This window comes from Lonsdalea quercina (genome assembly GCF_900107885.1).
In the GTDB taxonomy this organism is placed as follows: domain Bacteria; phylum Pseudomonadota; class Gammaproteobacteria; order Enterobacterales; family Enterobacteriaceae; genus Lonsdalea; species Lonsdalea quercina.
In genome coordinates this window covers 158,605-183,533 of record NZ_FNQS01000002.1, presented here as the reverse complement: position 1 = coordinate 183,533, position 24,929 = coordinate 158,605, and the positions used below count along the sequence as shown (strand labels likewise).

At 53.5% G+C, this 24,929-nt stretch carries 22 protein-coding genes, 1 pseudogene and 1 other annotated feature; of the genes and pseudogenes, 12 read left to right on the top strand and 11 right to left on the bottom strand.

The window, feature by feature from the left end; genetic code table 11:
- Positions 1–164: 164 nt before the first annotated feature.
- The 3 genes from BLU64_RS03760 to rnm form a co-directional block, all read right to left on the bottom strand.
- Entirely contained in the window at positions 165–941 is a 777-nt protein-coding gene (locus BLU64_RS03760) for an OB-fold protein (protein ID WP_139171472.1), read from the bottom strand.
- A gap of 438 nt (positions 942–1,379) precedes the next feature.
- On the bottom strand, positions 1,380–2,000 hold the full coding sequence (locus BLU64_RS03755) for an L-threonylcarbamoyladenylate synthase (protein ID WP_026739441.1): 621 nt from the start codon (positions 1,998–2,000) through the stop codon (positions 1,380–1,382).
- Positions 2,001–2,077: 77 nt separating this feature from the next.
- Complete coding sequence (rnm, locus tag BLU64_RS03750; protein WP_026742475.1) at positions 2,078–2,962, bottom strand: RNase RNM; 885 nt, start codon at positions 2,960–2,962, stop codon at positions 2,078–2,080.
- Positions 2,963–3,191: 229 nt separating this feature from the next.
- Positions 3,192–3,291, top strand: a sequence feature (Trp leader region).
- A 20-nt stretch (positions 3,292–3,311) separates the two neighbouring features.
- On the opposite strand from rnm, the gene BLU64_RS03745 reads away from it, so the two are divergent.
- The 9 genes and pseudogenes from BLU64_RS03745 (at position 3,312) to yciA (ending at position 12,794) form a co-directional block, all read left to right on the top strand.
- Entirely contained in the window at positions 3,312–4,874 is a 1,563-nt protein-coding gene (locus BLU64_RS03745; protein ID WP_074727934.1) for an anthranilate synthase component 1, read from the top strand.
- A pseudogene (trpD, locus tag BLU64_RS17575) lies at positions 4,874–6,472 on the top strand (bifunctional anthranilate synthase glutamate amidotransferase component TrpG/anthranilate phosphoribosyltransferase TrpD). Before BLU64_RS03745 ends, trpD begins: the two are co-directional and overlap by 1 nt.
- Positions 6,473–6,474: 2 nt before the next feature.
- The gene (trpCF, locus tag BLU64_RS03730; RefSeq protein WP_026742471.1) at positions 6,475–7,863 is read left to right on the top strand and encodes a bifunctional indole-3-glycerol-phosphate synthase TrpC/phosphoribosylanthranilate isomerase TrpF; all 1,389 of its coding nucleotides are present in this window, start codon (positions 6,475–6,477) and stop codon (positions 7,861–7,863) included.
- Between the two features lie 9 nt (positions 7,864–7,872).
- Entirely contained in the window at positions 7,873–9,066 is a 1,194-nt protein-coding gene (trpB, locus tag BLU64_RS03725; protein WP_175527797.1) for a tryptophan synthase subunit beta, read from the top strand.
- Complete coding sequence (gene trpA / locus BLU64_RS03720; RefSeq protein ID WP_026742469.1) at positions 9,066–9,878, top strand: tryptophan synthase subunit alpha; 813 nt, start codon at positions 9,066–9,068, stop codon at positions 9,876–9,878. Before trpB ends, trpA begins: the two co-directional genes overlap by 1 nt.
- Positions 9,879–10,351: 473 nt before the next feature.
- A complete protein-coding gene (locus BLU64_RS03715; RefSeq protein WP_026742468.1) occupies positions 10,352–10,726 on the top strand; it encodes a YkgJ family cysteine cluster protein in 375 nt (124 codons plus the stop codon).
- A gap of 112 nt (positions 10,727–10,838) precedes the next feature.
- Complete coding sequence (locus BLU64_RS03710) at positions 10,839–11,591, top strand: YciC family protein (protein WP_026742467.1); 753 nt, start codon at positions 10,839–10,841, stop codon at positions 11,589–11,591.
- Between the two features lie 163 nt (positions 11,592–11,754).
- Entirely contained in the window at positions 11,755–12,327 is a 573-nt protein-coding gene (locus BLU64_RS03705; protein WP_026742466.1) for a septation protein A, read from the top strand.
- A 41-nt stretch (positions 12,328–12,368) separates the two neighbouring features.
- On the top strand, positions 12,369–12,794 hold the full coding sequence (gene yciA / locus BLU64_RS03700) for an acyl-CoA thioester hydrolase YciA (protein WP_026742465.1): 426 nt from the start codon (positions 12,369–12,371) through the stop codon (positions 12,792–12,794).
- A gap of 70 nt (positions 12,795–12,864) precedes the next feature.
- On the opposite strand, the gene tonB is transcribed toward yciA, so the two are convergent.
- On the bottom strand, positions 12,865–13,599 hold the full coding sequence (tonB, locus tag BLU64_RS03695) for a TonB system transport protein TonB (protein ID WP_026742464.1): 735 nt from the start codon (positions 13,597–13,599) through the stop codon (positions 12,865–12,867).
- A gap of 192 nt (positions 13,600–13,791) precedes the next feature.
- Here tonB and BLU64_RS03690 point away from each other — a divergent pair, with 192 nt between their 5' ends.
- The gene (locus BLU64_RS03690) at positions 13,792–14,088 is read left to right on the top strand and encodes a YciI family protein (protein ID WP_026742463.1); all 297 of its coding nucleotides are present in this window, start codon (positions 13,792–13,794) and stop codon (positions 14,086–14,088) included.
- An 874-nt stretch (positions 14,089–14,962) separates the two neighbouring features.
- On the opposite strand, the gene BLU64_RS17130 is transcribed toward BLU64_RS03690, so the two are convergent.
- Complete coding sequence (locus BLU64_RS17130) at positions 14,963–15,139, bottom strand: YciY family protein (protein WP_099049247.1); 177 nt, start codon at positions 15,137–15,139, stop codon at positions 14,963–14,965.
- Between the two features lie 202 nt (positions 15,140–15,341).
- Between BLU64_RS17130 and cls the strand changes: the two genes are divergently transcribed.
- Complete coding sequence (gene cls / locus BLU64_RS03680) at positions 15,342–16,802, top strand: cardiolipin synthase (protein WP_026742461.1); 1,461 nt, start codon at positions 15,342–15,344, stop codon at positions 16,800–16,802.
- 55 nt (positions 16,803–16,857) lie between these two features.
- Positions 16,858–17,181 (top strand): HI1450 family dsDNA-mimic protein, encoded by a 324-nt coding sequence (locus BLU64_RS03675; RefSeq protein WP_026739426.1) that lies wholly within the window; start codon positions 16,858–16,860, stop codon positions 17,179–17,181.
- A gap of 159 nt (positions 17,182–17,340) precedes the next feature.
- Here BLU64_RS03675 and oppF read toward each other — a convergent pair whose 3' ends face one another.
- From oppF to BLU64_RS03640, 6 genes are all read right to left on the bottom strand, one after another.
- The gene (gene oppF / locus BLU64_RS03670; RefSeq protein ID WP_026742460.1) at positions 17,341–18,345 is read right to left on the bottom strand and encodes a murein tripeptide/oligopeptide ABC transporter ATP binding protein OppF; all 1,005 of its coding nucleotides are present in this window, start codon (positions 18,343–18,345) and stop codon (positions 17,341–17,343) included.
- A complete protein-coding gene (gene oppD, locus BLU64_RS03665; RefSeq protein ID WP_026742459.1) occupies positions 18,342–19,334 on the bottom strand; it encodes an ABC transporter ATP-binding protein in 993 nt (330 codons plus the stop codon). The genes oppF and oppD overlap by 4 nt, the downstream gene beginning before the upstream one ends.
- A gap of 11 nt (positions 19,335–19,345) precedes the next feature.
- Positions 19,346–20,254 (bottom strand): oligopeptide ABC transporter permease OppC, encoded by a 909-nt coding sequence (gene oppC, locus BLU64_RS03660; RefSeq protein WP_026742458.1) that lies wholly within the window; start codon positions 20,252–20,254, stop codon positions 19,346–19,348.
- 12 nt (positions 20,255–20,266) lie between these two features.
- Positions 20,267–21,187, bottom strand: a complete 921-nt coding sequence (gene oppB / locus BLU64_RS03655) for an oligopeptide ABC transporter permease OppB (RefSeq protein ID WP_074727931.1) — start codon at positions 21,185–21,187, stop codon at positions 20,267–20,269.
- A gap of 81 nt (positions 21,188–21,268) precedes the next feature.
- Entirely contained in the window at positions 21,269–22,873 is a 1,605-nt protein-coding gene (gene oppA / locus BLU64_RS03650) for an oligopeptide ABC transporter substrate-binding protein OppA (RefSeq protein WP_051625504.1), read from the bottom strand.
- A 1,062-nt stretch (positions 22,874–23,935) separates the two neighbouring features.
- The gene (locus tag BLU64_RS03640) at positions 23,936–24,580 is read right to left on the bottom strand and encodes a YchE family NAAT transporter (RefSeq protein WP_139171470.1); all 645 of its coding nucleotides are present in this window, start codon (positions 24,578–24,580) and stop codon (positions 23,936–23,938) included.
- Positions 24,581–24,929: the final 349 nt, after the last annotated feature.

The window sequence follows — 24,929 nt, the reverse complement described above, 5'->3', positions numbered from 1 at the left end:
TGCTGTGAGTTTTAGTTTGAGCCAGCGATTTCACTTATTTTAGTCTAAAGAGTCAAATTTTACACGAGTGAAGCTTTAAACTGGCTCGGTTCTTTTTCCCTTGAGTACGTTCATAAGTATCCTAAGGTTTGGAAAAGATACCTGACACTACTGGTATCAGATAACTAATCAATCGTACACTTATCCCCTGAAGGAGAACCCGCAAAAAACATTACTTTGTCGCATGTGATAATTGTTTTCTGTCCTTTATTTAATTTTGATGATTTTCTTCTTTCGCCAACATCCATGCTAAGACGTACAGGCATAAATTCATTTCCGCTTCGCAGCTCAATAACAACATTACCTTTAGAATTTTTTCGAATATTTTGAATTACACCTGTTATCTCAACTTTTCGTTTTCTGATCTTATCATCTAACAAAATCTCATTTTTATTATACATTTCTGCTAACGATTTTGCCGTGGTTTGATAAACAGAAACATTCTTTAATGCTATCGCTGTTTGTGAAGGAAAGGAAATAAAACTTTCAATACTCGATTCATAATTAGCAGCATCATTCTTATCCTTGTTATTTATGAGGTTGCTTGCTAATCCTTCACAGTTTGATACTTTAACCCCACTCGTTGTTTCCCAATTATTTTCGTTTAGCCAACCGCCTATTCTCCATCCCAAAGTAATATAATCATGAACCTCAGCGTAAGCGTCGTTTTTAACATCTCTTTTCATCCCCTCCGTCGCATTATCAATCAAGTCCTCAGCTGGATAGCCTGATAATGCTTGTTCGCACCCAGAAAATATTAACCATTTGATATAACCTATAATATCCTCTTTTCTAAGCTGTACATCTTTTCCTGGAATTGAGCTGCTTTGTCCAAATGCTGGGTGATAAAACAGGCCACTATAAATACAAAGCCCTAAAATTGTTACTAGAGTTTTTTTCAAACTTGCCCTCACTTATGAAAAATAAAAATATTAAACTGGCAGTGCTTTATCCACTCAAGGCCTAATACCAATTCCAATAGCATACCATCTTAGAGTAACTTCTAAAAAAGATCATCATTGTAAATTAAGATGTAACTTAACCAGAATTACTTTGATCTAGTTATTGTAACCCTAAGGAAGACGCAAATAATTGACATTCTTACAATCCGATCCAATTCTATATTATTTGGTGAAAGACCAATCAAGTATTGCACGGTCACATAAGCTGGCAAGCACAACAAATCCAAAATATTCGATTTATTGATGTTATTAGTGAAAATGATAATTATTATTTGATTCACAGACACCGGCGTCATACGCCCGCGCAAGAAAATTTGCGGCGCGCTTATAACCGCATTCGCGCCGAATGTATGCTGAATGTTGCCGATGTGGAACGCGTTAAAGAAACGGGGTAATGTCGCCGGTGCCTTCACGAATCACCTCCGGCGCATCGCCGGTGAGATCGATAACCGTCGTGGGCTGTTGCCCGATGAAGCCGCCGTGAATAATCAGGTCGACCTGCTTGCCGAGATGCTCTTGGATCTCTTCCGGATCGGACTCGGCGAAGTCGTTGCCCGGCAACATCAACGTGGTGGACATCAGCGGCTCGTTCATCGCCGCCAGCAGATCCAGCGCAATCGGGTTTGCCGGTACGCGCAGGCCAAGGGTCTTACGTTTCTCATTCATCAGGCGGCGCGGAACTTCTTTCGTACCCTTCAAAATAAACGTGTAGTTACCCGGCGTGTTGTTCTTGATGAGCCGAAACGCCGCATTGTCCACGTGTGCGTAAGTGGACAGCTCCGACAAATCGCGGCACATCAACGTAAAGTGGTGACTGCTGTCCAGATGACGAATGCGGCAAATGCGCTCCATCGCCGATTTGTCCTCCAACTGACAGCCCAACGCATAGCCGGAGTCAGTCGGATAAACGATGACACCGCCCTTGCGCAAGACGTCGACCGTCTGTGCGATCAACCGCGTCTGCGGATTTTGGGGATGAATATAAAAAAATTGACTCATGTACCACCTCATCTCTTCAAAACGTGAAGTCCGCCACTAGGGCGCTCCGCGCCCGGCGTTTCACGTGCGGCTCACAATCACGCCGTCAGCCCGTCTTTCAGTGCCGGATGTTCCCACACCGGTTCCACTCCGCCAGGCAACCACAATTTGCGTCCAAGTTCTATCCAGGCGCAGGGAGAGTGAAAGTCCGATCCCTGTGAGCCCAGCAAATGATAGTCCTGCGCATAACGCGCCAGCTGCGTACGCTCATCGGGCGCCTGCTGACACTGCGCGACTTCCATCGCGTCGCCCTGACATTCGGCAAAGTGCGCCAGCAGTCGTTTTAGCCACTTGGCGCTAAGCTGATAACGGCCGGGATGCGCCATAACCGCCACACCGCCGGACTGGTGAATGACGTTGACGGCCTGTTTTATTGTACACCACTGCGGCGGCACATAGCCGGTTTTGCCCTTCGCCAGATAGCGCTTGAACACCTGATTGATCGCCGTGGCCTTCCCCTGCTCGACCAGATAACGGGCAAAATGCCCGCGCGTGATCACGCCGCCAGCCGCGAGACGGGTCGCGCCTTCCAACGCACCGGGGACCTGTGCTTTTTCCAGCCGGACCGCAATTTGCTCGGCACGTTGCTGACGGTAGTCCGCCTGCTCGGCAAGCAGCGCCACCATCGAGGGATGGTGAGGATCGATACCCAATCCGACGATATGAATTTCATGATTTTCCCATAGCGTGGACACCTCGACGCCCGCCACCAGTCTCAGCGGCAGCGCCTCGTTCCGGATGGTCTCTCGCGCTTCCGGCAGGCCAGCGGTCGTATCATGATCGGTAATGGCCAACACGCCAACCCGCATAGCTACGGCGCGACGCACGAGTTCGGCAGGCGTTAATCCACCGTCGGAGGCTTGGGTATGACTGTGCAGGTCGTACAGTGGGAATGAAGCAAGGAGGGAGGTTTCTTCTGACACTCGTGGTATCCATCTCGTCGGGCAAAGATAAGTTCAGACGGCATGATGCCATCAATAGCGATAAAAAGGTAAGAAAGATAATCATGGCGATGGCCGTCATATCCGCACACTTTACTACAATTAATTTTGTTTTTGGGTTGACTTACCTACAGCGCTCCAGTTAACTAGTACGCAAGTTCAGTAACGGTATAGAGGCAGACAAATGGTGATGCAATCGAAAAAATACAGTGCAGGTTGGTGGCGCTTATCCCTCTGAGGGCGAATCGATCGCGCATACCCATTATCTGATATGCAGCATCCTTAAGCCCGCTCAAAGCGGGTTTTTTTATGGATAAAAAGAGTGACCATCATGCCAAAGACAAAACCAGAAATTGAATTACTTCGCGCCAAGGCAGAATACCGAGACGATCCGAGCGCGATTTTTCATCAGCTGTGCGGCGCCAGACCCGCCACGCTGTTACTGGAGTCCGCCGAGGTCGACAGTAAGCTGAATTTGCAGAGTCTGCTGATCGTAGACAGCGCCCTGCGCATCACCGCCATGGGAACGCAGGTTTCGGTTCAGGCGCTGACCGCCAATGGCGCATCACTCCTGCCGTTACTGGATTACGCACTGCCGCAGGACGTTATCGTCAAAGCGCGTCCGAACAGCCGCGAGCTGACCTTTCCGGACATTGACGCGATGCAGGATGAAGATGCGCGTCTGCGTTCATTATCCGCTTTCGATGCATTACGGCAGTTGCTGACGCTGGTAAGTTGCCCGGACAATGAACGGGATGCCATGTTCTTCGGCGGCTTGTTCGCTTACGACCTGGTGGCTGGATTCGAGACGCTGCCCCCGCTGAATCAGCAGCAACGTTGTCCGGATTACTGTTTCTATCTTGCCGAGACCCTGCTGATTGTCGACCACCAGCACCAGACGACGCATCTTCAGGCAAGTCTGTTTACGCCGAACACCGTCGAGCGTTACCGCTTAGAACAGCGTCTCGAACAGTTACAGCACCAGATCAACCAGCCCGCGCCTGCACTGCCTCGCCAGCACGTTGAAAGCATGACGCTCGATTGTAATCAAAGCGACGAAGATTTCGGCGACGTCGTCAGACAGATGCAGCAGGCCATCCGACTGGGCGAGATTTTTCAGGTGGTGCCATCGCGCCGTTTTTCACTGCCATGCCCTTCCCCGCTGGCGGCGTATCAGACGCTGAAGGAACACAACCCAAGTCCCTATATGTTCTATATGCAGGATCAAGACTTCACGCTGTTCGGCGCCTCGCCGGAAAGCGCGCTTAAATATGATGCCGCCAGCCGCCAGATTGAAATCTACCCCATCGCAGGAACCCGCCCGCGCGGCCGCCGCGCCGACGGATCGCTGGATCGGGATCTGGACAGCCGCATCGAGCTGGAAATGCGTACCGATCATAAAGAGTTGGCGGAACACTTGATGCTGGTCGATCTGGCGCGTAATGATTTGGCGCGCATCTGCGAACCCGGTAGCCGCTATGTCGCCGACCTCACCAAAGTCGACCGCTACTCCTTCGTCATGCATCTTGTCTCCCGCGTGGTGGGTCAGCTGCGCGCCGACCTTGACGTCTTACACGCCTATCGAGCCTGCATGAATATGGGCACGCTGAGCGGCGCCCCTAAAGTCCGCGCCATGCAGTTAATTGCCGAGAGCGAAAAAACGCGACGCGGCAGCTACGGCGGCGCCGTCGGCTATTTCACCGCTCGCGGAGATCTGGATACCTGCATCGTTATCCGCTCTGCCTATGTGGAAGACGGCATCGCCACCATACAGGCGGGAGCCGGTGTCGTACTGGATTCCGACCCTCAGGCCGAAGCCGATGAAACCCGCAATAAGGCTCGCGCCGTTTTGCGCGCCATCGCCAGCGCCCATCACGCCAAGGAGGTGTTCTGATGGCTGATATTCTGTTACTCGATAATATCGACTCGTTCACCTACAACCTGGTCGATCAACTGCGCGCCAGCGGCCATCATGTGGTGGTGTATCGCAACATCATGTCGGCGGATACGATTATCGAACGCTTAAAGCTAATGGAACAGCCGGTGCTGATGCTATCACCGGGACCGGGCACCCCTACCGATGCCGGTTGCATGCCGGAACTACTACAGCGGCTACGGGGTCATTTACCGATTATCGGCATCTGCCTGGGGCACCAGGCGATCGTCGAAGCCTACGGCGGCCACGTAGGTCAGGCCGGAGAAATCTTGCACGGCAAAGCGTCCAGCATCGAACACGATGGACAGGCCATGTTCTGCGGAGTGAGTAACCCGCTGCCAGTCGCCCGCTATCATTCTCTGGTGGGCAGCGATATTCCCGCAACGTTGACCGTTAACGCACATTTCAACGAGATGGTGATGGCCGTTCGCCACGATCAGGATCGCGTCTGCGGCTTCCAGTTTCATCCGGAATCTATTCTTACCGCCCAGGGTGCCCGCTTACTGAATCTAACGCTGGAATGGGCTCTGGCATAAATTAGCAAGGACAGGACAATGCAAACCTTACTTCAAAAGCTTTACTCCGCAAAAACGTTGAGCCGTGAGGAGAGCCAGCAGCTGTTCGCGGCAATCATCCGCAATGAGCTGGAACCTTCTCAGTTGGCGGCCGCGCTGATCAGCATAAAAATTCGCGGTGAAACGCCCGATGAAATCGCCGGCGCGGCCAGCGCGCTGTTGCAAGACGCGCAGCCATTTCCGCGCCCGGATTATCCATTTGCCGATATCGTCGGGACGGGCGGCGATGGCACTAACAGCATCAATATTTCCACTACAAGCGCCTTCGTTGCCGCCAGCTGCGGCGCAAAGGTGGCCAAACACGGCAGCCGCAGCGTCACCAGCCGTTCCGGCTCTTCTGATTTGCTGGCCGCCTTCGGCATTCAGCTGGATATGTCGCCGGAAGCGTCTCGGAAAGCGTTGGACGAACTGGGCGTTTGCTTCCTGTTTGCGCCGCAGTACCACTCGGGCTTTCGTCATGCGGCGCCCGTGCGCCAGCAGTTGAAGACGCATACGCTGTTCAATGTGTTGGGTCCCTTGAGCAACCCGGCGCGCCCGCCGCTGGCGCTGATCGGCGTGTACAGCCCGGACCTGGTGAAACCTATCGCGGAAACGCTGAAGCTGCTCGGCTACCAGCGCGCCGCCGTCGTCCACGGCTGCGGAATGGATGAAGTCGCCATCCACGGACCGACCCAGGTTGCGGAGCTGCGCGACGGTGATATTGACACCTACGCGCTGACTCATCGGGATTTCGGGCTGGAAACCTACCCGATGTCGGCGTTGACCGGCGGTTCTCCGGAAGAAAACCGGGACATGATGGCCCGCCTGCTCCAAGGGAAAGGGGCACCGGCGCACAACGCCGCCGTTGCAGCCAACGTCGCGCTGCTGTTAAAACTGTTTGGGCAGGAGAACCTGGTGCAAAATGCGCAGCAGGCATTGGAAGTGATTCACAGCGGTCAGGTTTATCAGCGTGTGAAAGATCTGGCGGCCAGAGGACAGTAAAAATGCAGGATACCGTATTAACCAAAATCGTTCGCGACAAAGCTGAATGGCTTGCACGCCGCCGTCAGCAGCAGCCGCTGGCGGACTTTCAGTCACAGATAGTACCCAGTCAGCGCAGCTTTTATCAGGCGCTAAAGCAAACACGACCGGCCTTCATTCTGGAATGCAAAAAGGCCTCGCCCTCGAAAGGACTGATTCGCGAAGATTTCGATCCGGCGGCGATAGCGCAGGTTTATAAAGAGTACGCGTCCGCGATTTCCGTTTTAACGGATGAAAAATACTTTCAGGGTAACGTCGCGTTTTTGTCCCGTGTCAGCGCCGCCGTTCACCAGCCCGTGCTGTGCAAAGATTTCATTATCGATCCTTATCAGATCTATCTAGCTCGCTATTATCAGGCCGATGCGATCCTGCTGATGCTTTCCGTGCTAGACGATAACCAATACCAGCAGTTGGCCGAGGTGGCGCACAGCCTGAAAATGGGCGTTCTGACCGAAGTGAGCAATCCGGAAGAACTGGAGCGGGCGATTGCCTTGAAGGCTCAGGTCGTCGGCATCAATAATCGCGATCTGCGCGATCTGTCCATCGATCTTAACCGCACCCGCACGCTGGCGCCGCAGCTTCCGCCGGACGTCACCGTTATCAGCGAATCCGGCATCACTCGCTATGCGCAGATCCAGGCGCTGAGCCGCTATGCCGACGGTTTCCTCATCGGCAGTTCACTGATGTCGGAGTCCGATCTCGCCATGGCCGTTCGCCGGGTGATTCTGGGCGATAACAAGATCTGTGGTTTGACCCAGGCGGAAGACGCCCAGACCGCCTTCCAGGCCGGAGCCGTCTACGGCGGTTTAATCTTCGTCGAGTCGTCGCCGCGCAGCCTCACTTTGCAGCAAGCTTCTAACGTGATGGCCGGTGCGCCGTTGCGCTATGTCGGCGTATTCCGCAACGCGCCGTTAAGCGACATCGCCACCGCAGCCCACGCACTCAGACTGACGGCGGTTCAGCTGCATGGCGACGAAGACACGGCTTACATCGCGGCGCTGCGTCAACAACTGCCGGCCGACTGTCAAATCTGGCAGGCCGTCAGCGTCGGTGAATCCCTGCCTACTCTCGACCGTCCCCATGTTGATCGCATTGTGTTGGATAACGCGCAAGGCGGCAGCGGTAAGGCGTTTAACTGGCAAGTGTTGGAAGGCGCCAAGCTGGATAACGTGCTACTGGCTGGCGGGATCTCCCCAGATAACGCCGACCGGGCCGCCACGTTCGGCTGTGCAGGGCTGGACATGAACTCCGGCGTGGAGTCACAGCCGGGTATCAAAGATGCGCGGAAAATCCAGGCAATATTCAGAACGCTAGGCACAGCGCAACAGAATCGTACTTCATTGCATCAATAAGACAGGCTGATTATGACATTACTCAATCCTTACTTCGGTGAGTTCGGCGGGCAATACGTCCCTCAGATTTTAGTCCCAGCCCTGCGTCAGCTCGAAGAGGCTTTCGTCAGCGCACAGCGCGATCCCGAGTTCCAGGCGGAATTCGTCGACTTACTGAAAAACTACGCGGGACGGCCGACCGCGCTGACCCTTTGTAAAAACCTGACGGCAGGCACCCGCACCAAACTGTATTTGAAGCGCGAAGATCTGCTGCACGGCGGCGCGCACAAAACCAATCAGGTGCTGGGTCAGGCGCTGCTGGCCAAGCGCATGGGCAAAACAGAGATCATCGCGGAAACCGGCGCCGGGCAGCATGGTGTGGCGACAGCACTGGCCTGCGCGCTGCTGGGCCTGAAATGTCGCGTGTATATGGGCGGAAAAGACGTCGAGCGTCAATCCCCCAACGTGTTCCGCATGCGGCTAATGGGGGCGGAAGTGATCCCGGTGCACAGCGGCTCATCCACGCTGAAAGATGCCTGTAATGAAGCGATGCGCGACTGGTCCGGCAATTATGACAAGGCACACTATCTACTGGGCACGGCGGCCGGTCCGCACCCCTTCCCGACCATCGTGCGTGAATTCCAGCGCATGATCGGCGAGGAAACCAAAGCGCAGCTGCTGGAGCGTGAAGGCCGGCTGCCGGATAGGGTGCTGGCCTGCGTGGGCGGCGGGTCCAACGCCATCGGTATGTTCGCCGACTTTATCGACGAACCGTCCGTCAAACTCATCGGCATCGAGCCCGCCGGGCATGGCATTGAGAGCGGAGAACACGGCGCGCCGCTGAAACATGGGCGCACCGGCATTTACTTTGGGATGAAATCGCCGATGATGCAGACGGCGGACGGCCAAATTGAGGAGTCCTACTCTATCTCCGCCGGGCTGGACTTCCCGTCTGTCGGACCTCAGCACGCCTACCTCAATAGCATCGGCCGCGCCGACTACGTGTCCATTACCGATGATGAAGCGCTAGATGCTTTTAAAGCGCTGTCTCGTCATGAGGGCATCATTCCTGCGCTGGAATCTTCCCACGCGCTGGCTCAAGCGCTGAAAATTATCCAGGCCGATCCCGACAAAGAGCAAATTCTGGTCGTCAACGTATCAGGCCGCGGCGACAAAGACATTTTTACAGTACACGACATTTTGAAAGCTCGGGGAGAGGTGTAATGGAACGCTATAACGCACTGTTTCGACGTCTGGCAGAGAAAAACGAAGGCGCTTTTGTCCCCTTCATCACGCTGGGCGATCCCTCCCCTGAGATGTCTCTGCGCATCATCGATACGCTGGTGGAATCCGGCGCTGATGCGCTGGAGTTGGGGATCCCTTTTTCCGACCCGCTGGCGGATGGCCCGACCATTCAGGGCGCGAATCTGCGCGCATTAAAAGCGGGCGTCACGCCGGATCACTGTTTTGATATTCTGGCGGCGGTGAGACAGAAGTATCCGCACCTGCCCATCGGGCTGCTCATGTACGCCAATCTGGTGTTCAATAACGGCATCGAAGCCTTCTACGCGCGCTGCGCGCAGGCCGGCGTGGACTCCGTACTGGTGGCGGATGTCCCGCTGGAAGAGTCGGCGCCGTTCCGCACTGCGGCGATGCGCCATGAAGTAGCGCCGATTTTCATCTGTCCGCCTAATGCGGATGACGATCTGTTGCGCGCGATTGCCTCGTTTGGTCGCGGCTATACTTACCTGCTTTCGCGTGCCGGCGTGACCGGTTCGGAAAATCGGGCCGAGCTACCGCTGAATCATCTCATCGACAAATTAACCGAGTATCACGCCGCGCCGCCTCTGCAGGGATTTGGCATCTCTGAGCCTTCTCAGGTGGATCAATCGCTCAAAGCCGGCGCCGCCGGGGCGATTTCCGGTTCCGCCATCGTGAAAATCATTGAGCAGCACCAGCAGCAGCCGGAAGCGATGCTGAAACACCTGGGCGAGTTCGTCAGCCGAATGAAAGCCGCGACACGCCAGCCGGGTTAAACGTTATCACCTCCATCACCTCAGGTAAGGCTGACGCACGGGCGGCGTTTATACGTCGCCCTGATTCTATCCCCCAAGCGCCTTTATCTCACAACCTTCACTGGTCGCGGCTGCCAAAATCATGCCAACGCCTCGCGCCTGATTGACTGACTGAGCTCGCGCGGCTTAACGGCGGTCGCCTGTACGGCAGAGATAAACAGTTGTACGGTTCCCTCAGCTTCTTTTCGCCTTTTATAACGTTGCCCCACAATCAAATTAAGGCTGCTCTGATGGGTTATGGTGCCCTGTCTATGGCAGCGATGCATTCACTGACCACAGGCCGGACTTCCACTATGCTGCTGATATCGTGAAGAGACAGAACGTGCTTTTGCACAAAAATCCCCCTGCCCAATGACCCGATTCTGCAGTAGATTTTTATTCTTAACCCAAATTTCAGCGGTCAAATACCGTGGGGTCCTTCGATGGCAGATTCGATGGTAGAAAGCGTGAATCCATGCATGCAGTGCGGCGCCTGCTGCGGTTATTTCCGGGTGTCGTTTTATTGGGCCGAAGGCAATGATGCCGCGGGGCCGGTTCCGATTGAGCTGACTGAGCCTTTGACGCCGTTCTTACGTTGCATGCAGGGCACCAACAGCAAAACCCCTCGCTGTTCGGCGTTGGACGGCGCTATCGGCGAGTCCGTCAGCTGTCGCATCTATGCCAATCGCCCTTCGCCCTGTCATGAATTCGCGGCTTCCGGCGAAAATCAGCGGCCGAATGACGCCTGCGATCGGGCGCGAGCACATTACGGCATGCCGCCGCTGACACTCAGCGATGTGATCTCGCAGGCGGAAGAAAGTTTGGAATAAAAAGAATTAGATAGTTGAGGTCGCAGTCGGGGTGCCACTGTCTTGCCGAACCGGTTACAATTAGCGATTAATGACTGAATTTTATCGCTAACCTTTTTGCCAAGGAGTTGTCATGCCTATCACGGCCAGTACATTGTACCGTGACACAATGAATTTCACGCGTAACCAATTCGTCAGCATCCTCCTGCTGTCGCTGTTGGCCTCGCTTATTACCGTGGTTTTGGGGCATCTGTTTACTCCGGGAAGTGAACAACTGCAAATACTCAACGATTCGAATATCGATCTCTCCGCAGGCGAACAGCTGGGGCTTAGCGATCTGATTCAGCAAATGTCCCCCGAACAGCAGATCGTATTGTTGAAAGCGTCCGCGGCGGGCACGTTTGCCTCACTGATCGGCAATACGCTGCTCGTGGGTGGGTTGCTGCTGCTGGTTCAGATGGTGTCCGCTGGCACGCCCACCAGCGCGTTAAGGGCAATTGGCGCATCCCTGCCGGTTTTGCCTCGGCTCCTGTTATTGATCCTCATCTGCACGCTGCTGATTCAATTAGGCATGCTGTTTTTGATTGTACCGGGAGTCCTGTTGGCCATCGCCCTCAGTTTATCGCCGGTGATCAGCGTCACGGAAAAGCGCGGTGTATTCACCTCCATGCGCCAGAGCAGCAAACTGGTCTTCGCCAACTTCCGCGTCACCGCCCCCGCCGTCATGCTGTGGCTGGTGGCGAAAGTGGTGTTGTTGCTGCTGGTGGCGCGCTTGCCGTTGGCAGCCCCTACCGTGATGGCTATTGTCATTAACGGCCTGAGCAACTTTATCTCCGCATTGCTGCTCATTTATCTGTTCCGTCTCTATATGCTGCTGCGTAACTGACACCGGCCCGTCCTCTCGGCGACCAGACGCTGCATATGATTGTAATTTTCTGCAAATTATTACGATCTGACAGACGTATTCACATCGGGAGCGGCGATAATACGCATTGAGCGCCAGCCGCTGGCTGGCTTTCATCAATGCACCTTAAGTATGGAATCCCTTGATGAAGCAACTTCTTGATTTTCTTCCCCTGGTCGTTTTTTTCGTTTTTTACAAACTTTACGACATTTATGTCGCCTCCGGCGCGCTGATTGCGTCAACGGCCCTGGCTCTGGTGGTCAGTTGGTTTATCTACCGCAAAATTGAAAAAATGATGCTGGTCACGTTCGCGATGGTGACCCTCTTCGGGACGCTCACGCTGGTCTTCCATAATGACGAGTTCATTAAATGGAAGGTGACGGTGATTTACACTTTATTTGCATTGATCCTGCTAGCCAGCCAGTTCGTCATGAAGAAAAACGTGATTCAGCAAATGCTGGGGAAAGAGATCTCCCTACCGCAACAGGTCTGGGCGCGATTAAATGTCGCTTGGTCCGTATTTTTCTTACTCTGCGGACTCGCGAATGTGTATGTTGCCTTCAGGCTGCCGCAAAGCACCTGGGTAAACTTCAAAGTTTTTGGATTGACCGGCGCCACATTGCTATTTACCTTACTCTGCGGGGTCTACCTCTACCGCCATTTACCCGCAGACAAGAAAGCGGCGGAAGATAATCGCGAGAACGACCACCATCCTTGAATTTCAACAACACCTTACCGGGATGATGTATTGAACCATTTATGAGCAACCAAGACTTTTTGCCCCATGGGGAACTGGTGCTACGCACCCTGGCGATGCCCGCCGACACCAACGCCAACGGCGATATTTTCGGTGGTTGGATTATGTCGCAGATGGATATCGGCGGCGCCATTCTGGCTAAAGAAATCGCTCACGGCCGAGTGGTAACCGTACGTGTCGACGGCATGACCTTTTTGAAACCGTTAGCGGTGGGTGATGTGGTTTGCTGCTATGCACGCTGCCTGAAAACCGGGCGTAGCTCCATTAATATCAACGTTGAAGTCTGGGTGAAGAAAGTGTCTTCCGAACCTATCGGACAACGTTATCGCGCGACGGAAGCGTCATTTACCTATGTAGCGGTGGATGAGGCGGGAAAATCACGGGAATTGCCCGAAGGGAAAAGCCACTTCACAGCAGAAAACCTTTAGTTAAACGACGGGCGCCTTCAGGCGCCCGTTTTGCATAACCTTTCGCGACGTGCAGACATAAGTCCTTGCACTACTCCATCGCCGCCCCGCCGTTGATTTTAAAGACGATCGTCACCACAAGATTGTTAGCTGGCTTGTTCTCTTCGTATCGCCATTTCCGCATCGCCTGCCGGATGTCACGCTCAAACATATTCTTCGGTTCAGCAGACAGAATACGGATGTCACTGACGCGACCTGAGCCATCTATGTCAAATTGAACTTTCACCCGACCCTCCACGCGCAGCGCAAAGGCCCGAGCCGGATATTCCGGCTGAGAACGGCTCAGAGGCCGCGGACCGCTAGCGGGCGCGCTGGCGACAGGCGCCTGACGAACCGGTGCATTATTGGGCGCCTTCGTGGGTTCGTTACTGGTGAATAGCGACTCCTTCGGCTCTTCGATCGGCTTCGGGTTTTCTTTTTTCGTCACTGGCTTGGGTTTCGGCTGCGGCTTGGGCTTCGGTTTTGGCTGTGGCTTGGGTTCAGGCACCGCGACGGGGACCGGCACAGGCTCCGGCGGCTGTACTTCTGGCTCAGGCTCGGGTTCAGGCTGCGGCTCCGGCGCGCTTTCCGGCTGAGGCGCAGGAGCGGCATCGACCGGCGCCGGTGCGACCAGAGTCATAGTGATAGGCTGCTGCGCCTGCTCCACTGTCGCCGAGCGATTAAGCGAAGCATAAAGTATGGCTGCGACTAGAGACCCGTGAAATGCCACGGAAACGATCACTGGCCATGAATAACGGCGGGTAAGGAAATTCTTTTTTTGCGGCATAGTATTACGGTGTCCTCTCAGGCCGCATCAAGTTTAAATGCAAATAGCAATCATATTCAACATGAAGCCTTCTAATTGTAAAAATAAACTCAAAAACAGAAATATTTATTGGCAAACTCAAGGGGTTGCCCTTCTCCTGACATATCGTAAGATGAACAAACAAACCGCTTCCCGACAATGATAGAGGTCAATATGTTCTATGTTATCTTTGCAACAGACGCAGCAAACACCTTAGAGAAACGTCAGGCGTCGCGTCCGGACCATCTTGCTCGCCTGCAAACGTTGCGCGATCAGGGCCGTCTGCTCACCGCCGGGCCGCTACCGGCCATAGACAGCAACGATCCGGGCAGCGCCGGTTTTACCGGCTCGGTCGTCATTGCCGAGTTCCCTTCTCTGGAAGAAGCCAAAAGTTGGGCGGACGCCGATCCTTATGTCGCCGCCGGCGTGTATCAGCAGGTTATCGTGAAACCGTTTAAACAAGTGTTCTAATCGCTTAACGCATTTCTATTAAAAGATAAGATCCCACGACGCTGATAAACAATGGCCACATGCCGACGTTATCCAGCCTGTGGGATACTTTCTTTCTCATCTTTCTTCGCCACCCTTCTATATTCCTGTTGCGCGCCATCGCACGAAGTTGGGCACGTCGATAAGTGACGGTGTCACGCACTGTGTCATACGGTCGATTCCCCGTGTGCGGATTGACGACAGAAGCTGTCCTATCCCCTCCTCAAAAGCCGGCGTATCATGCTTCCGTCAAGGCTAACTTCCTGAGTAATCTGGTTAATGATCAATGGTACGTTGGCGGGACTTATCGTTTTTGATTGAAGAGATCGTCCACCCGTTGAGACAAAGCATTACCGTAATGCAATCCGGGTGTTAACGTTGGTCGATCAAGCGTGCAAGGGCATGGAACCCTGTTGGCTCCCATTGTTCAGGACAATGACGATAACCAAAAACTATCGATACAGGCCGTATACCAGTTCGAAGCACTGAGCGCGGCAACTGAGCATGTCGAAGAACTCGACCGACACCTGGAAAACCACGAGCGACAGACACGGCTAGCCAGCAGACCCGCCATATCGCAGGGAAAGGCGAAAAAATGATGGGCGACGTCAAGGACGCCAGGGGCGCAATATCCGAACGCAATCAGCGAATAACCGATGTCATCAACCTGATCGACAATGTCGCCTCCAACTGCCTGAGTCCTCGCAGAATGAAAACGGAGTTTAGGCCGCCATCGCCCCCTTGTCGTCAAGCACCGTTGAGATTCCGTACCGCGCCAGCGTGGAGAAAGACAACGATGCGCCAAATCTGCGGCTTAAGGATGGCGCGGCGTTAAAAAACCAATCACGCCAGTGAGTTACCATTCATAAGCGACAGCATAAAGCAGCGCTCGACGCTGTTTCTTCTGCTGTAAGTACCGGGCGGAATGGATATGACGATAGCTGCGGGATTGAGCTTCGAGCCAGCGGCGGCGGCGGCGCTGAACCTGGCGTTGCATACGCCAGCGGCTGACTTCATTAGGGCTGCGTTTCATGGAGAGACTCTTTTTGTCAGGAAGCAGAACGCCGCACATTATACCTCCCCGTCTACAGCATCCAAGTCGCCTTTGCGTTTTAAGGCCCAGATTGCCGTCAGACGTCGCCTATTCTATTCAGACGCAAGACATTTCCTCTTTAGGTAAACTATGCGTACACTTTGCTGATAAGCATTCGCTGAAGGGAACGGTGCGCTTTGCCATGACAACTTTTTATGCGGTATTAAGCTGGATGTTGGTATTCAGCTATTGGCTATTAATCGCCAGCGTCACGCTGCGCATCTTGATGAAACGACGTACTGTTCCCTCCGCCATGGCATGGCTACTGGTGATTTTTATCCTTCCGCTTTTCGGTATCGTCGCCTATTTGTCTTTCGGCGAACTGCACTTGGGTAAGCAACGTGCCGAGCGCGCCCGCAAAATGTGGCCCTCCACAGCCAAATGGCTGCAGGAGCTTAAGAGCTACAGCCGGATTTTCGCTACAGAGAATAGCGAAGTGGCAAGCGCCTTATTCCAACTCTGCGAGCGTCGCCAGGGTATCGCCGGCGTCAAAGGCAACCAACTTCAGCTCATCACCTCATTTCCTGACACCATAAAAGCGTTGGTGCGCGACATCGAACTTGCGCGCAATAACGTCGAAATGGTGTTTTACATCTGGCAACAGGGCGGACTCGTCGATGAAGTCATGGCCGCGTTGCAGGCGGCAGCTAAACGTGGCGTCCACTGCCGCATTCTGCTGGACTCCGCCGGCAGCAGAACCTTTCTGCGCAGCGCCTACCCGGACATCCTGCGCGCTTCAGGCATTCAGGTGGTGGAAGCGCTGAGGGTGAATATTTTTCGTGCGTTCCTGCGCAGGATGGACTTGCGTCAGCACCGCAAGATCATATTGGTCGATAACCGCATTGCGTACACTGGTAGTATGAATATGGTTGACCCTCGCTATTTCAAGCAGGATGCCGGCGTTGGTCAATGGATCGACCTAATGGTGCGCGCCGAAGGTCCCGCCGCAACCACTATGGGCGTGATTTACAGCTGTGACTGGGAGATGGAGACCGGAAAACGCTTACTTCCGCCGCCGCCGGACGTCAACATCATGCCGTTTGAGCAAGAAAGCGGCCATACTATTCAGGTGATCGCCTCCGGGCCGGGTTACCCAGAAGATATGATTCATCAGGCGCTGCTGACCTCGGTATACGCCGCGCGCCGCCGCCTGATCATGACAACGCCCTACTTCGTGCCAAGCGATGATTTGCTGCATGCCATCTGCACAGCGGCGCAGCGAGGGGTAGACGTCAATATCATCGTGCCGCACAAAAACGACTCGGTGCTGGTGGGATGGGCCTGTAAAGCCTTTTTCAGCGAGCTGCTCAGCGCCGGGGTAAAAATCTTTCAGTTCCAAGGTGGATTGCTGCATACCAAGAGCGTGCTGGTCGACGACCAGCTGTGTTTGGTCGGCACCGTCAATCTCGACATGCGCAGCCTGTGGCTCAATTTTGAGATCACGATGGTCATCGACGATGCGGACTTCGGCAATGATTTGGCCTGTGTTCAGGACGACTATATCGCCCGTTCACGCCTGTTGGATGCAGGGAAATGGCAGAGAAGGCCCTATTGGCAACGCATCGTGGAGCGTCTGTTCTACTTTTTCAGCCCGCTGCTGTAAACCCCGTGTCCTTCATGGTCTAATAACACGCCTTGTGGATGAATAGGACTGTCTCATGGATTTAAATAACCGCCTGACCGAAGATGAAGCGCTGGAACAGGCATACGACATCTTTCTAGAGTTAGCGCCGGATAATCTCGACCCCGCCGACGTCTTGCTGTTTAACCTGCAGTTTGAAGAGCGCGGCGGCGCCGAACTGTTCGACCCGGCGGAAGACTGGCAGGATCACGTCGATTTCGATCTGAATCCAGACTTCTTCTGCGAAGTCGTCATTGGTCTGGCCGAGAGCGAAGATGCGGAAATCAATGATGTGTTCGCCCGAGTGCTGATTTGCCGCGAAAAAGACCATAAGCTCTGCCACATTCTGTGGAAAGCGTAATTGACCCTTCAGTTGTTACTCCGGCCTGAATCGGGCCGCCAACATCGCCGCGCGGCTGACTCCCCCTATCCTGTTCTGTGTCATAGCAGATTGCCGTAAGATTCCAGACTCTCCCCGTATGCAGGGAGAGTCTGGAGCAAACGGCGGATGGGTGCCGTGTTACGGTAATGTTTCCACTTTCAGACAAGACACCGCATGCTCGATCCCGCCCTCTAATTGCGGACGCGTTTGACTGCACTCGGGGCCGACCATAGGACAACGTGTACGGAATACGCAGCCTGATGGCGGATTGATGGGCGATGGCAGATCCCCCTCCAACAATTGTATCTGCTTGTTGCGCTCTTTGTCCGGATCCGGGATTGGCACAGCAGACATCAGCGCCCGGGTGTAGGGATGCAGCGGATTACGATATAACGCGCCGTCCGTCCCCAATTCCACCGCATGTCCCAGATACATGACCAGAACGCGATCGGAGATATGCTTCACCACGGAAAGGTCATGAGCGATGAAAATCAGCGCTAGCCCCATTTCCCGCTGCAATTGCTGCAACAGGTTCACGACCTGCGCCTGAATAGACACATCCAGCGCGGAAACCGGTTCATCGCAGATAATCAGCTTCGGCTGCAAAATAAGCGCCCGGGCAATGCCGATGCGTTGGCATTGCCCGCCGGAAAACTCATGAGGATAGCGGTTGATATGACTCGGCAGGAGTCCGACCTTGTTCATCATTTCCTTGACCCGCTCTTTGACCTCCGATCGAGAAAGCCCAGGACGATAGGTTTTCAGCGGTTCGGCGATAATTTCACCCACCGTCATACGAGGATTCAGCGACGCCAGCGGGTCCTGAAATATCATTTGGATATCGCTGCGCACGTCATGCCATTGTTTGTCGTTGAATCCTTGCAGATCCTGACCCAGCCAGCTGATTCTGCCCCCTCTGGCCTTGACCAGACCGATGATGGCCCGCGCCAACGTCGACTTGCCGCAACCGGACTCTCCCACGATGCCCAGCGTTTCTCCTTCATAGAGGCGAAAAGAGACGCCGTCCACCGCTTTTAATTTTTTGGGCGGCTGCCAGAACCACTGTTGTTCGCTACGCACGTCGAAATAGACTTTTAGGTCATCGACCTCAAGTAGCGTTTTACATTGTTCCATCGAATTCATAGCGCCACCTCCTCAATACGACGGAAGCAGGCGCGCATCCGCCCTTTCTCAAACTCAGTCAACATCGGCGTTTGCTCACAATCCGCCTGGGAGTATGGACAACGGGGTTGAAAAGGACACCCTTGCGGCAAACGGAGCAAGTTAGGCGGATTGCCGGGGATTGTCGCCAGCACCTCATTCTCCACATCCAGCCGGGGTATTGCATTTAGCAGCCCGATTGAATAAGGATGCGTCGGTGTATAAAAAATGTCGCGCGCGGAACCGTATTCCATCGTTCGCCCGGCATACATGACCAACACTTTGTCGCAGATACCGGCAACCACACCCAGATCGTGCGTGATCATAATAATAGCCGTGTTGAACTCTCGCTGTAGCTCACCCAGCAGCGTCATGATCTGCGCCTGCACGGTGACATCCAGCGCCGTCGTCGGCTCATCGGCGATCAGCAGTTTAGGCCGACACAGTAAGGCCATGGCGATCATGACGCGCTGGCGCATCCCACCGGAAAACTCGTGCGGAAACATACGCATTCGCTTTTTCGCTTCCGGCATTTTTACCGCGTCCAGCATGGCTACAGACTGAGCGAACGCATCGCCTTTACTCAGTTTTTTGTGCAGCATCAGGACTTCCATCAGCTGTTCACCCACGCGCATATAAGGGTTCAGGGATGTCATCGGGTCCTGAAATATCATGGCGATCTCCTGGGCGCGCAGGCGATTGAGCTGGCGTTCCGGCAAGTTCAGTATCTCGCGGCCATCAAACCGCGCGGAACCGCTCACCTTTCCGTTGGCCGCCAGCAGCCCCATCAGGGCAAAGGCAGTCTGCGACTTTCCGGAACCAGATTCGCCCACAATACCGAGCGTTTCGCCCGCAGACAGTGAGAAGTTGAGGTCATTCACGGCCGTGGCCGCGCCGTCCTGCGTGTTAAAAACCACCCGCAGGTCGTTTACGCTTAGCAGCGGTTCGCGGGGTTGTGTTGTTTTCGTCATCGCGCCTCTCCTCAGCGGTCTTTCGGGTCGAGGGCGTCACGTAAGCCATCGCCGATAAAGTTGAAACAGAACAACGTGACCACCAGGAAGCCTGCCGGGAAGAACAGCAGCCAGGGCGCCACCTCCATCGAGTTGGCGCCGTCGTTCAAGAGCGATCCCCAGCTGCTCATGGGCTCTTGCGTCCCCAGCCCCAGGAAACTCAGAAAGGATTCAAACAGGATCATGCTAGGCACCAGCAGCGAGGCATACACCACGACCACGCCCAACACGTTTGGCACGATATGCCTGAGGACAATACCGCGCGTCGACACTCCGCCGACCAGCGCCGCTTCGATAAACTCTTTACCTTTGAGGCTCAACGTCTGCCCCCGGACGATACGCGCCATGTCCAGCCAGGACACCATACCAATGGCTACGAAAATCAAGAGCATGTTCTGCCCAAAAAACGTCACTAATAAGATCACGAAAAACATAAAAGGAAATGAATTAAGAATTTCCAATATACGCATCATGACCGAGTCAACAACGCCGCCCATGTAGCCGGACAGCGCGCCATACAGCGTGCCCACGACTACCGCGACCAGCGCTGCGGCCACACCCACCATCAGCGATACCCGACCGCCGACGGCCACACGGACCAGCAAATCTCGCCCTGAGGAGTCCGTACCGAAATAGTGGCCGCTCGCCATGTCTGGCGCGGCCGACATCATATTCCAATCCGTATCGGCATAGTTAAACGAGGAAAACTGCGGTGCGATGACCACAAACAGCGTGATCAGCAGCAGTAACAACAGGCTGGTCAGCGCTGCGCGGTTGTGGATGAAGCGACGACGCGCGTCCTGCCATAAACTGCGGCCTTCAACGTCCAGCTGTTCGCTAAAGCGGCCCAACGCGTCCCGATTTTTTTTATTCCAAAACATCTGCGCCTCGACTTAATAGCGAATCTTGGGATCGATTACCGCGTACAGTACGTCGATAATCGCGTTAAACAGGATGGTCAGCGCCCCAACCAGAATAGTCAGGCTGAGCACCAGCGAATAGTCTCGGTTCTGCGCGCCATTCACGAACAGCTGGCCGATGCCGGGCAGACCGAAGATCGTCTCGATGACCATCGACCCCGTAATGATGCCGACGAATGCCGGCCCCAGGTATGACAACACCGGCAGCAGCGCCGGTTTCAGGGCGTGGCGCAGGATGATCTTGCGCAGGGGCAATCCTTTGGCGCGCGCGGTGCGAATGAAGTTCGAATGCAAAACTTCGATCATCGAGCCGCGTGTAATGCGGGCGATACTGGCAATATAGGAGAGTGAAAGCGCCACCATCGGCAAAATGATGTACCTGGGCGCCCCGCCGTTCCAGCCGCCGCCCGGCAACCATTGAAGCGTGATGGCGAAAACCAGCACCAGCAGCGGAGCAACAACGAAGCTTGGGATCACCACGCCCGTCATCGCAAATCCCATCACCGTAAAGTCCCATTTTCCGTTCTGGTTTAACGCGGCCACCACGCCGGCGGTGACGCCCAGAATGACCGCCAGCAAAAACGCCGCGGCGCCCAGCTTGGCCGACACAGGAAAGGCGCGTACCACTAAGTCATTTACTGAATAGTCTTTGTATTTGAACGAAGGGCCGAAATCCCCGTGCGCCAGCTGAACCAAATAGTGGCCATACTGCGTCAGGATGGGATCGTTCAGATGGTATTTAGCCTCAATATTGGCCATCACTTCCGGCGGAAGGTTGCGTTCGCCGGTGAAAGGACTACCGGGCGCGAGCCTCATCATGAAGAAAGAGAGGGTAATCAGCACGAAGAGTGTCGGTATCGCTTCCAGACACCGGCGCAGAATAAATTTAAGCATGGACCTTACCTATCAAACCGGTCAAAAAGCGGTTCTTATTATTGCAAGACTGCCGCCCGGCGTGGCGCGGCAGCAATGAACTTAATGTTTGATGATGTACAGATCTTTGACTTTGACATAGTCCAGCGGATCTTTCCCTGTCAATCCTCCGACGTACGGTTTGACCAACCGCAGATTAGCGTAGTGGTAGATCGGCGCAATTACCGCATCCTTATCCAGCTGTTGTTCCGCCTGCTGATAAAATGCAGCTCGCTCGGCATCGGTTTTCGCCGCCAGCGCTTTATCCATCAACTGGTCGAACTGCGGACTGTTGTAGTGCGAGGTATTACTGCTGCTATTGGATACCATGCTGTTCAGGAACCCAGAGGGTTCGTTGTAATCCGCACACCAGCCGCCCCGCGCCAGGTCATAATTGCCCTGATGGCGGTTATCAAGGAAGGTTTTCCACTCTTCATTCTCTAGTTTTACGTTAACGCCGATGTTGCTTTTCCATATGGACGCCGCCGCGATCGACATTTTCTTATGCAGATCGGAGGTGTTATACAGGAGTGTGAACGTCAACGGTTTTTGCGCGCTGTAGCCGGCCTCGGCCAGTAATTTCTTCGCTTCTTCGTTACGTTTCTGCTGAGACCAGCTCGCCCACTCCGGTTTAGCGGTCGTTATTCCGTCAATGTAAGGCGGGGTATAACCGTAGGCGGGAATATCGCCCTGATTTTTCACCTTGTTGGTCAGAATGACCTGGTCAAGACCCAGACGGAGCGCATTACGCACTCTGACATCGTTGAACGGCGCCTTCTGATTATTGATTTCAAAATAATAGGTGCACAAATAAGGATCGGCGTGGACTTCGTTCGGGATCTCTTTTTTCAGTTTTTGGAACAGTTCAATCGGAAGGTAGTTGTAGGTCATGTCAATTTCACCGCTGCGATAGCGATTGACGTCGGTCACTTCGGAGGTGATAGGCAGATAGACGACCTTGTTAATAACAGTGTGCGCGTTGTCCCAATAATGGGTATTTCGCTCCAGAACCAGCTTCTCATTCACCACCCACTCTTTCAGCTTATAGGCGCCGTTACCCACCCAATTTGCGGGTTGCGTCCATTTTTCGCCGAATTTTTCGACGGTTTTTTTATACACCGGGAAAGTCGCAGGATAGACCAGCAATTTATAAAAATACGGTACTGGCTGACTCAATGTGACCTGCAGCGTGTGATCGTCTATCGCCTTAACGCCCAACGCCTCTGTCGGTTTTTTACCAGCAACCACATCGTCGATATTCACAATGTGACCAAATTGCAAGTAGGAGGCATAAGGCGATGCCGTTTTAGGATCGGTCACTCGCCGCCAGCTATACACAAAATCCTCTGCGGTCACCGGGTCGCCGTTTGACCAACGGGCATCCTTTCGCAGATGAAAGGTCCAGACCGTGAAGTTCTGGTTATCCCAACTTTCCGCCACGCCCGGGATGATCTTTCCATCCGGGTCGGTGTTAACCAAACCTTCGAGCAGGTCGCGAGACACGTTAGTTTCCGGCACGCCCTCAATTTTATGCGGATCGAGCGACGCAACTTCCGCGCCGTTATTTCGCACCAGCTCCTGTTTCTCCGCCAACTGGACACCGGGAGGAATCACGGCAGCCCAACTTGACATGGATATCGATACGCTAAAAATGCCCAGTGCCGTCATCACCCACCGCGGTTTTAATTTGTGTTTTGCCATTGTTGATTATGCTCCTGTTTTATTTTTTCATTGCACCACATCGACTCAAGCTCACGGTCTCCCCAGGGAACGAGTCTGGTTATCACCACAAGCCAGGCCAAGAACCTCGTCGTAAAAGCACCCTCAGTGCCCCTAAACGAAATCCTGCCGCCAAGCGAGTTTCTGTCGTGCGTCGCCCCTCACCTCGCCACTCACAGGGAAACGCAACGGTTTTCCATACCGCCGGGCCGTGCCTTCCCCCCGAGAAATCACGGCTAAAGAGCAACTGCATCGTAAGTTAAAATTAACTTACCTTTTGTAATGATTAAACGCCTAACCAAGCCGAACGTAGCAAATGATTTACGCTTCGCCAATAGAATTCACGGGATGTTACTCAATTTTCTCTCACTAGATATTCGGCGTAAAACCCGCGCGATAGCTTCAGAGCTTTCCATTAAAACAACAGCGTGATATAGGTTTTTTGTTATCATTAACAGCGCATTATTCTGAAATAAGAAAATCTTATACCAGTCTGGCGTATTTCCTTTTCCTGGCTCGGCTTGTGGATTTTGACGGCCCGTCATCGCTGATGATGGGGATGGGGACGAGCACAAAAACAGGCAACAGCGCCCCCTCACTATGCGAGGGATAAATGAATGGCAGAGTCATCAATCCTTCCGCAGTAAAAAAACATCAGCAACCTTTATGTTCTTGACATAAAAAACGGCTGACGCCGTGGCGGCAGCCGGTAAGATGATGACCCGTCCTAAATAACGCTGACACAGATGAACCAATATGTTTGCCGCACGCAACGTGTTTACTCTCCGTGCTTCGAACTGGCCGTTGCTGGACAGGTCGAAAGACGATATCGCGTAGGCAAGGAGGATGGTCAGAGAGTCGGTGGAAATCTACAACATCCGGCGTCCCCACCTGTCGTTAAAAATACAAAACGCCCGATAAAGTTCATCGGGCGTTTTGTAAGGCTGAAAAGTATCAACCTATATCGGGACTCGTCACGAATGAAGCAATAAATAGAAAAAAGAGCGGTGCTTATAATAAGCCGGGGAATGTCGATCGCAGGCCGGTCACAATAAACTCGATACCAAGCGACATCAATAATAAGCCCATGATACGGGTGACCACGTTAATACCCGTCTGGCCCAGTAGTCGGACAATCATCGGCGCTGCGCGAAATGATAGCCAGCAACAGAATGAAAACAGCGCGATAGTTAACGACAACCCCACCAGATTCGGCCAGCCGTGATAGCGAGAGCTCCAGACAATGGTGGAGCTGATAGCGCCCGGCCCCGCCATTAGCGGCAGCGCCAGAGGAACGACCCCGACGCTTTCACGGTTGGCGTTTTCCGTTTTTTCTTGTTTGTTCTGCTTATGCTCACCCAACTTACCGCTAATCATCGACATCGCGATGGTCATCACCAGGATGCCGCCGGCGATACGAAATGAATCAATGGAAATACCGAACAATCGCAGAATGCCGTCGCCGAAAAATAAAGAGCCCCAGAGAATAAGAACCACGGAAACATTCGCCGTTAAATTCGTTTTGTCTCGTTCCTTATTATCCTGGTAACTGGTCATCCCTATAAATACGGGTAACACTCCGATAGGGTTAACGAGGGCAAATAAGCCGACGAAAAATTTTATAAAGCTGGAAAAATCCAGCACAGAATGCATCACTCGGCACCTCAGACCATCATCAGGAAGATAAAAAATTTACGGGCGCATTGTAATGAAAATAAGACGATACGTCCCTCTCGATAATCGAATATTCCTCTGTTTTTTTCTTTGTAAAGTAAATAAACAGATAAATACACTTTTCTACAAAAAACCTGTATTTTATGAAATCTTCATATTGATTGATAAAAGCTATCAATACAAAAAAGCTGAATGGAGTCAGCCGGTAAAATATCGGACAAGGATCACAAAAATGCAATTGATAACCCTGTAACCTGAATCCGATCGCTAAAACGAGACTCACAGAATAAATAGCCAAAAAAGTATTTCACTTTAGACCCTCTTGAAGGGT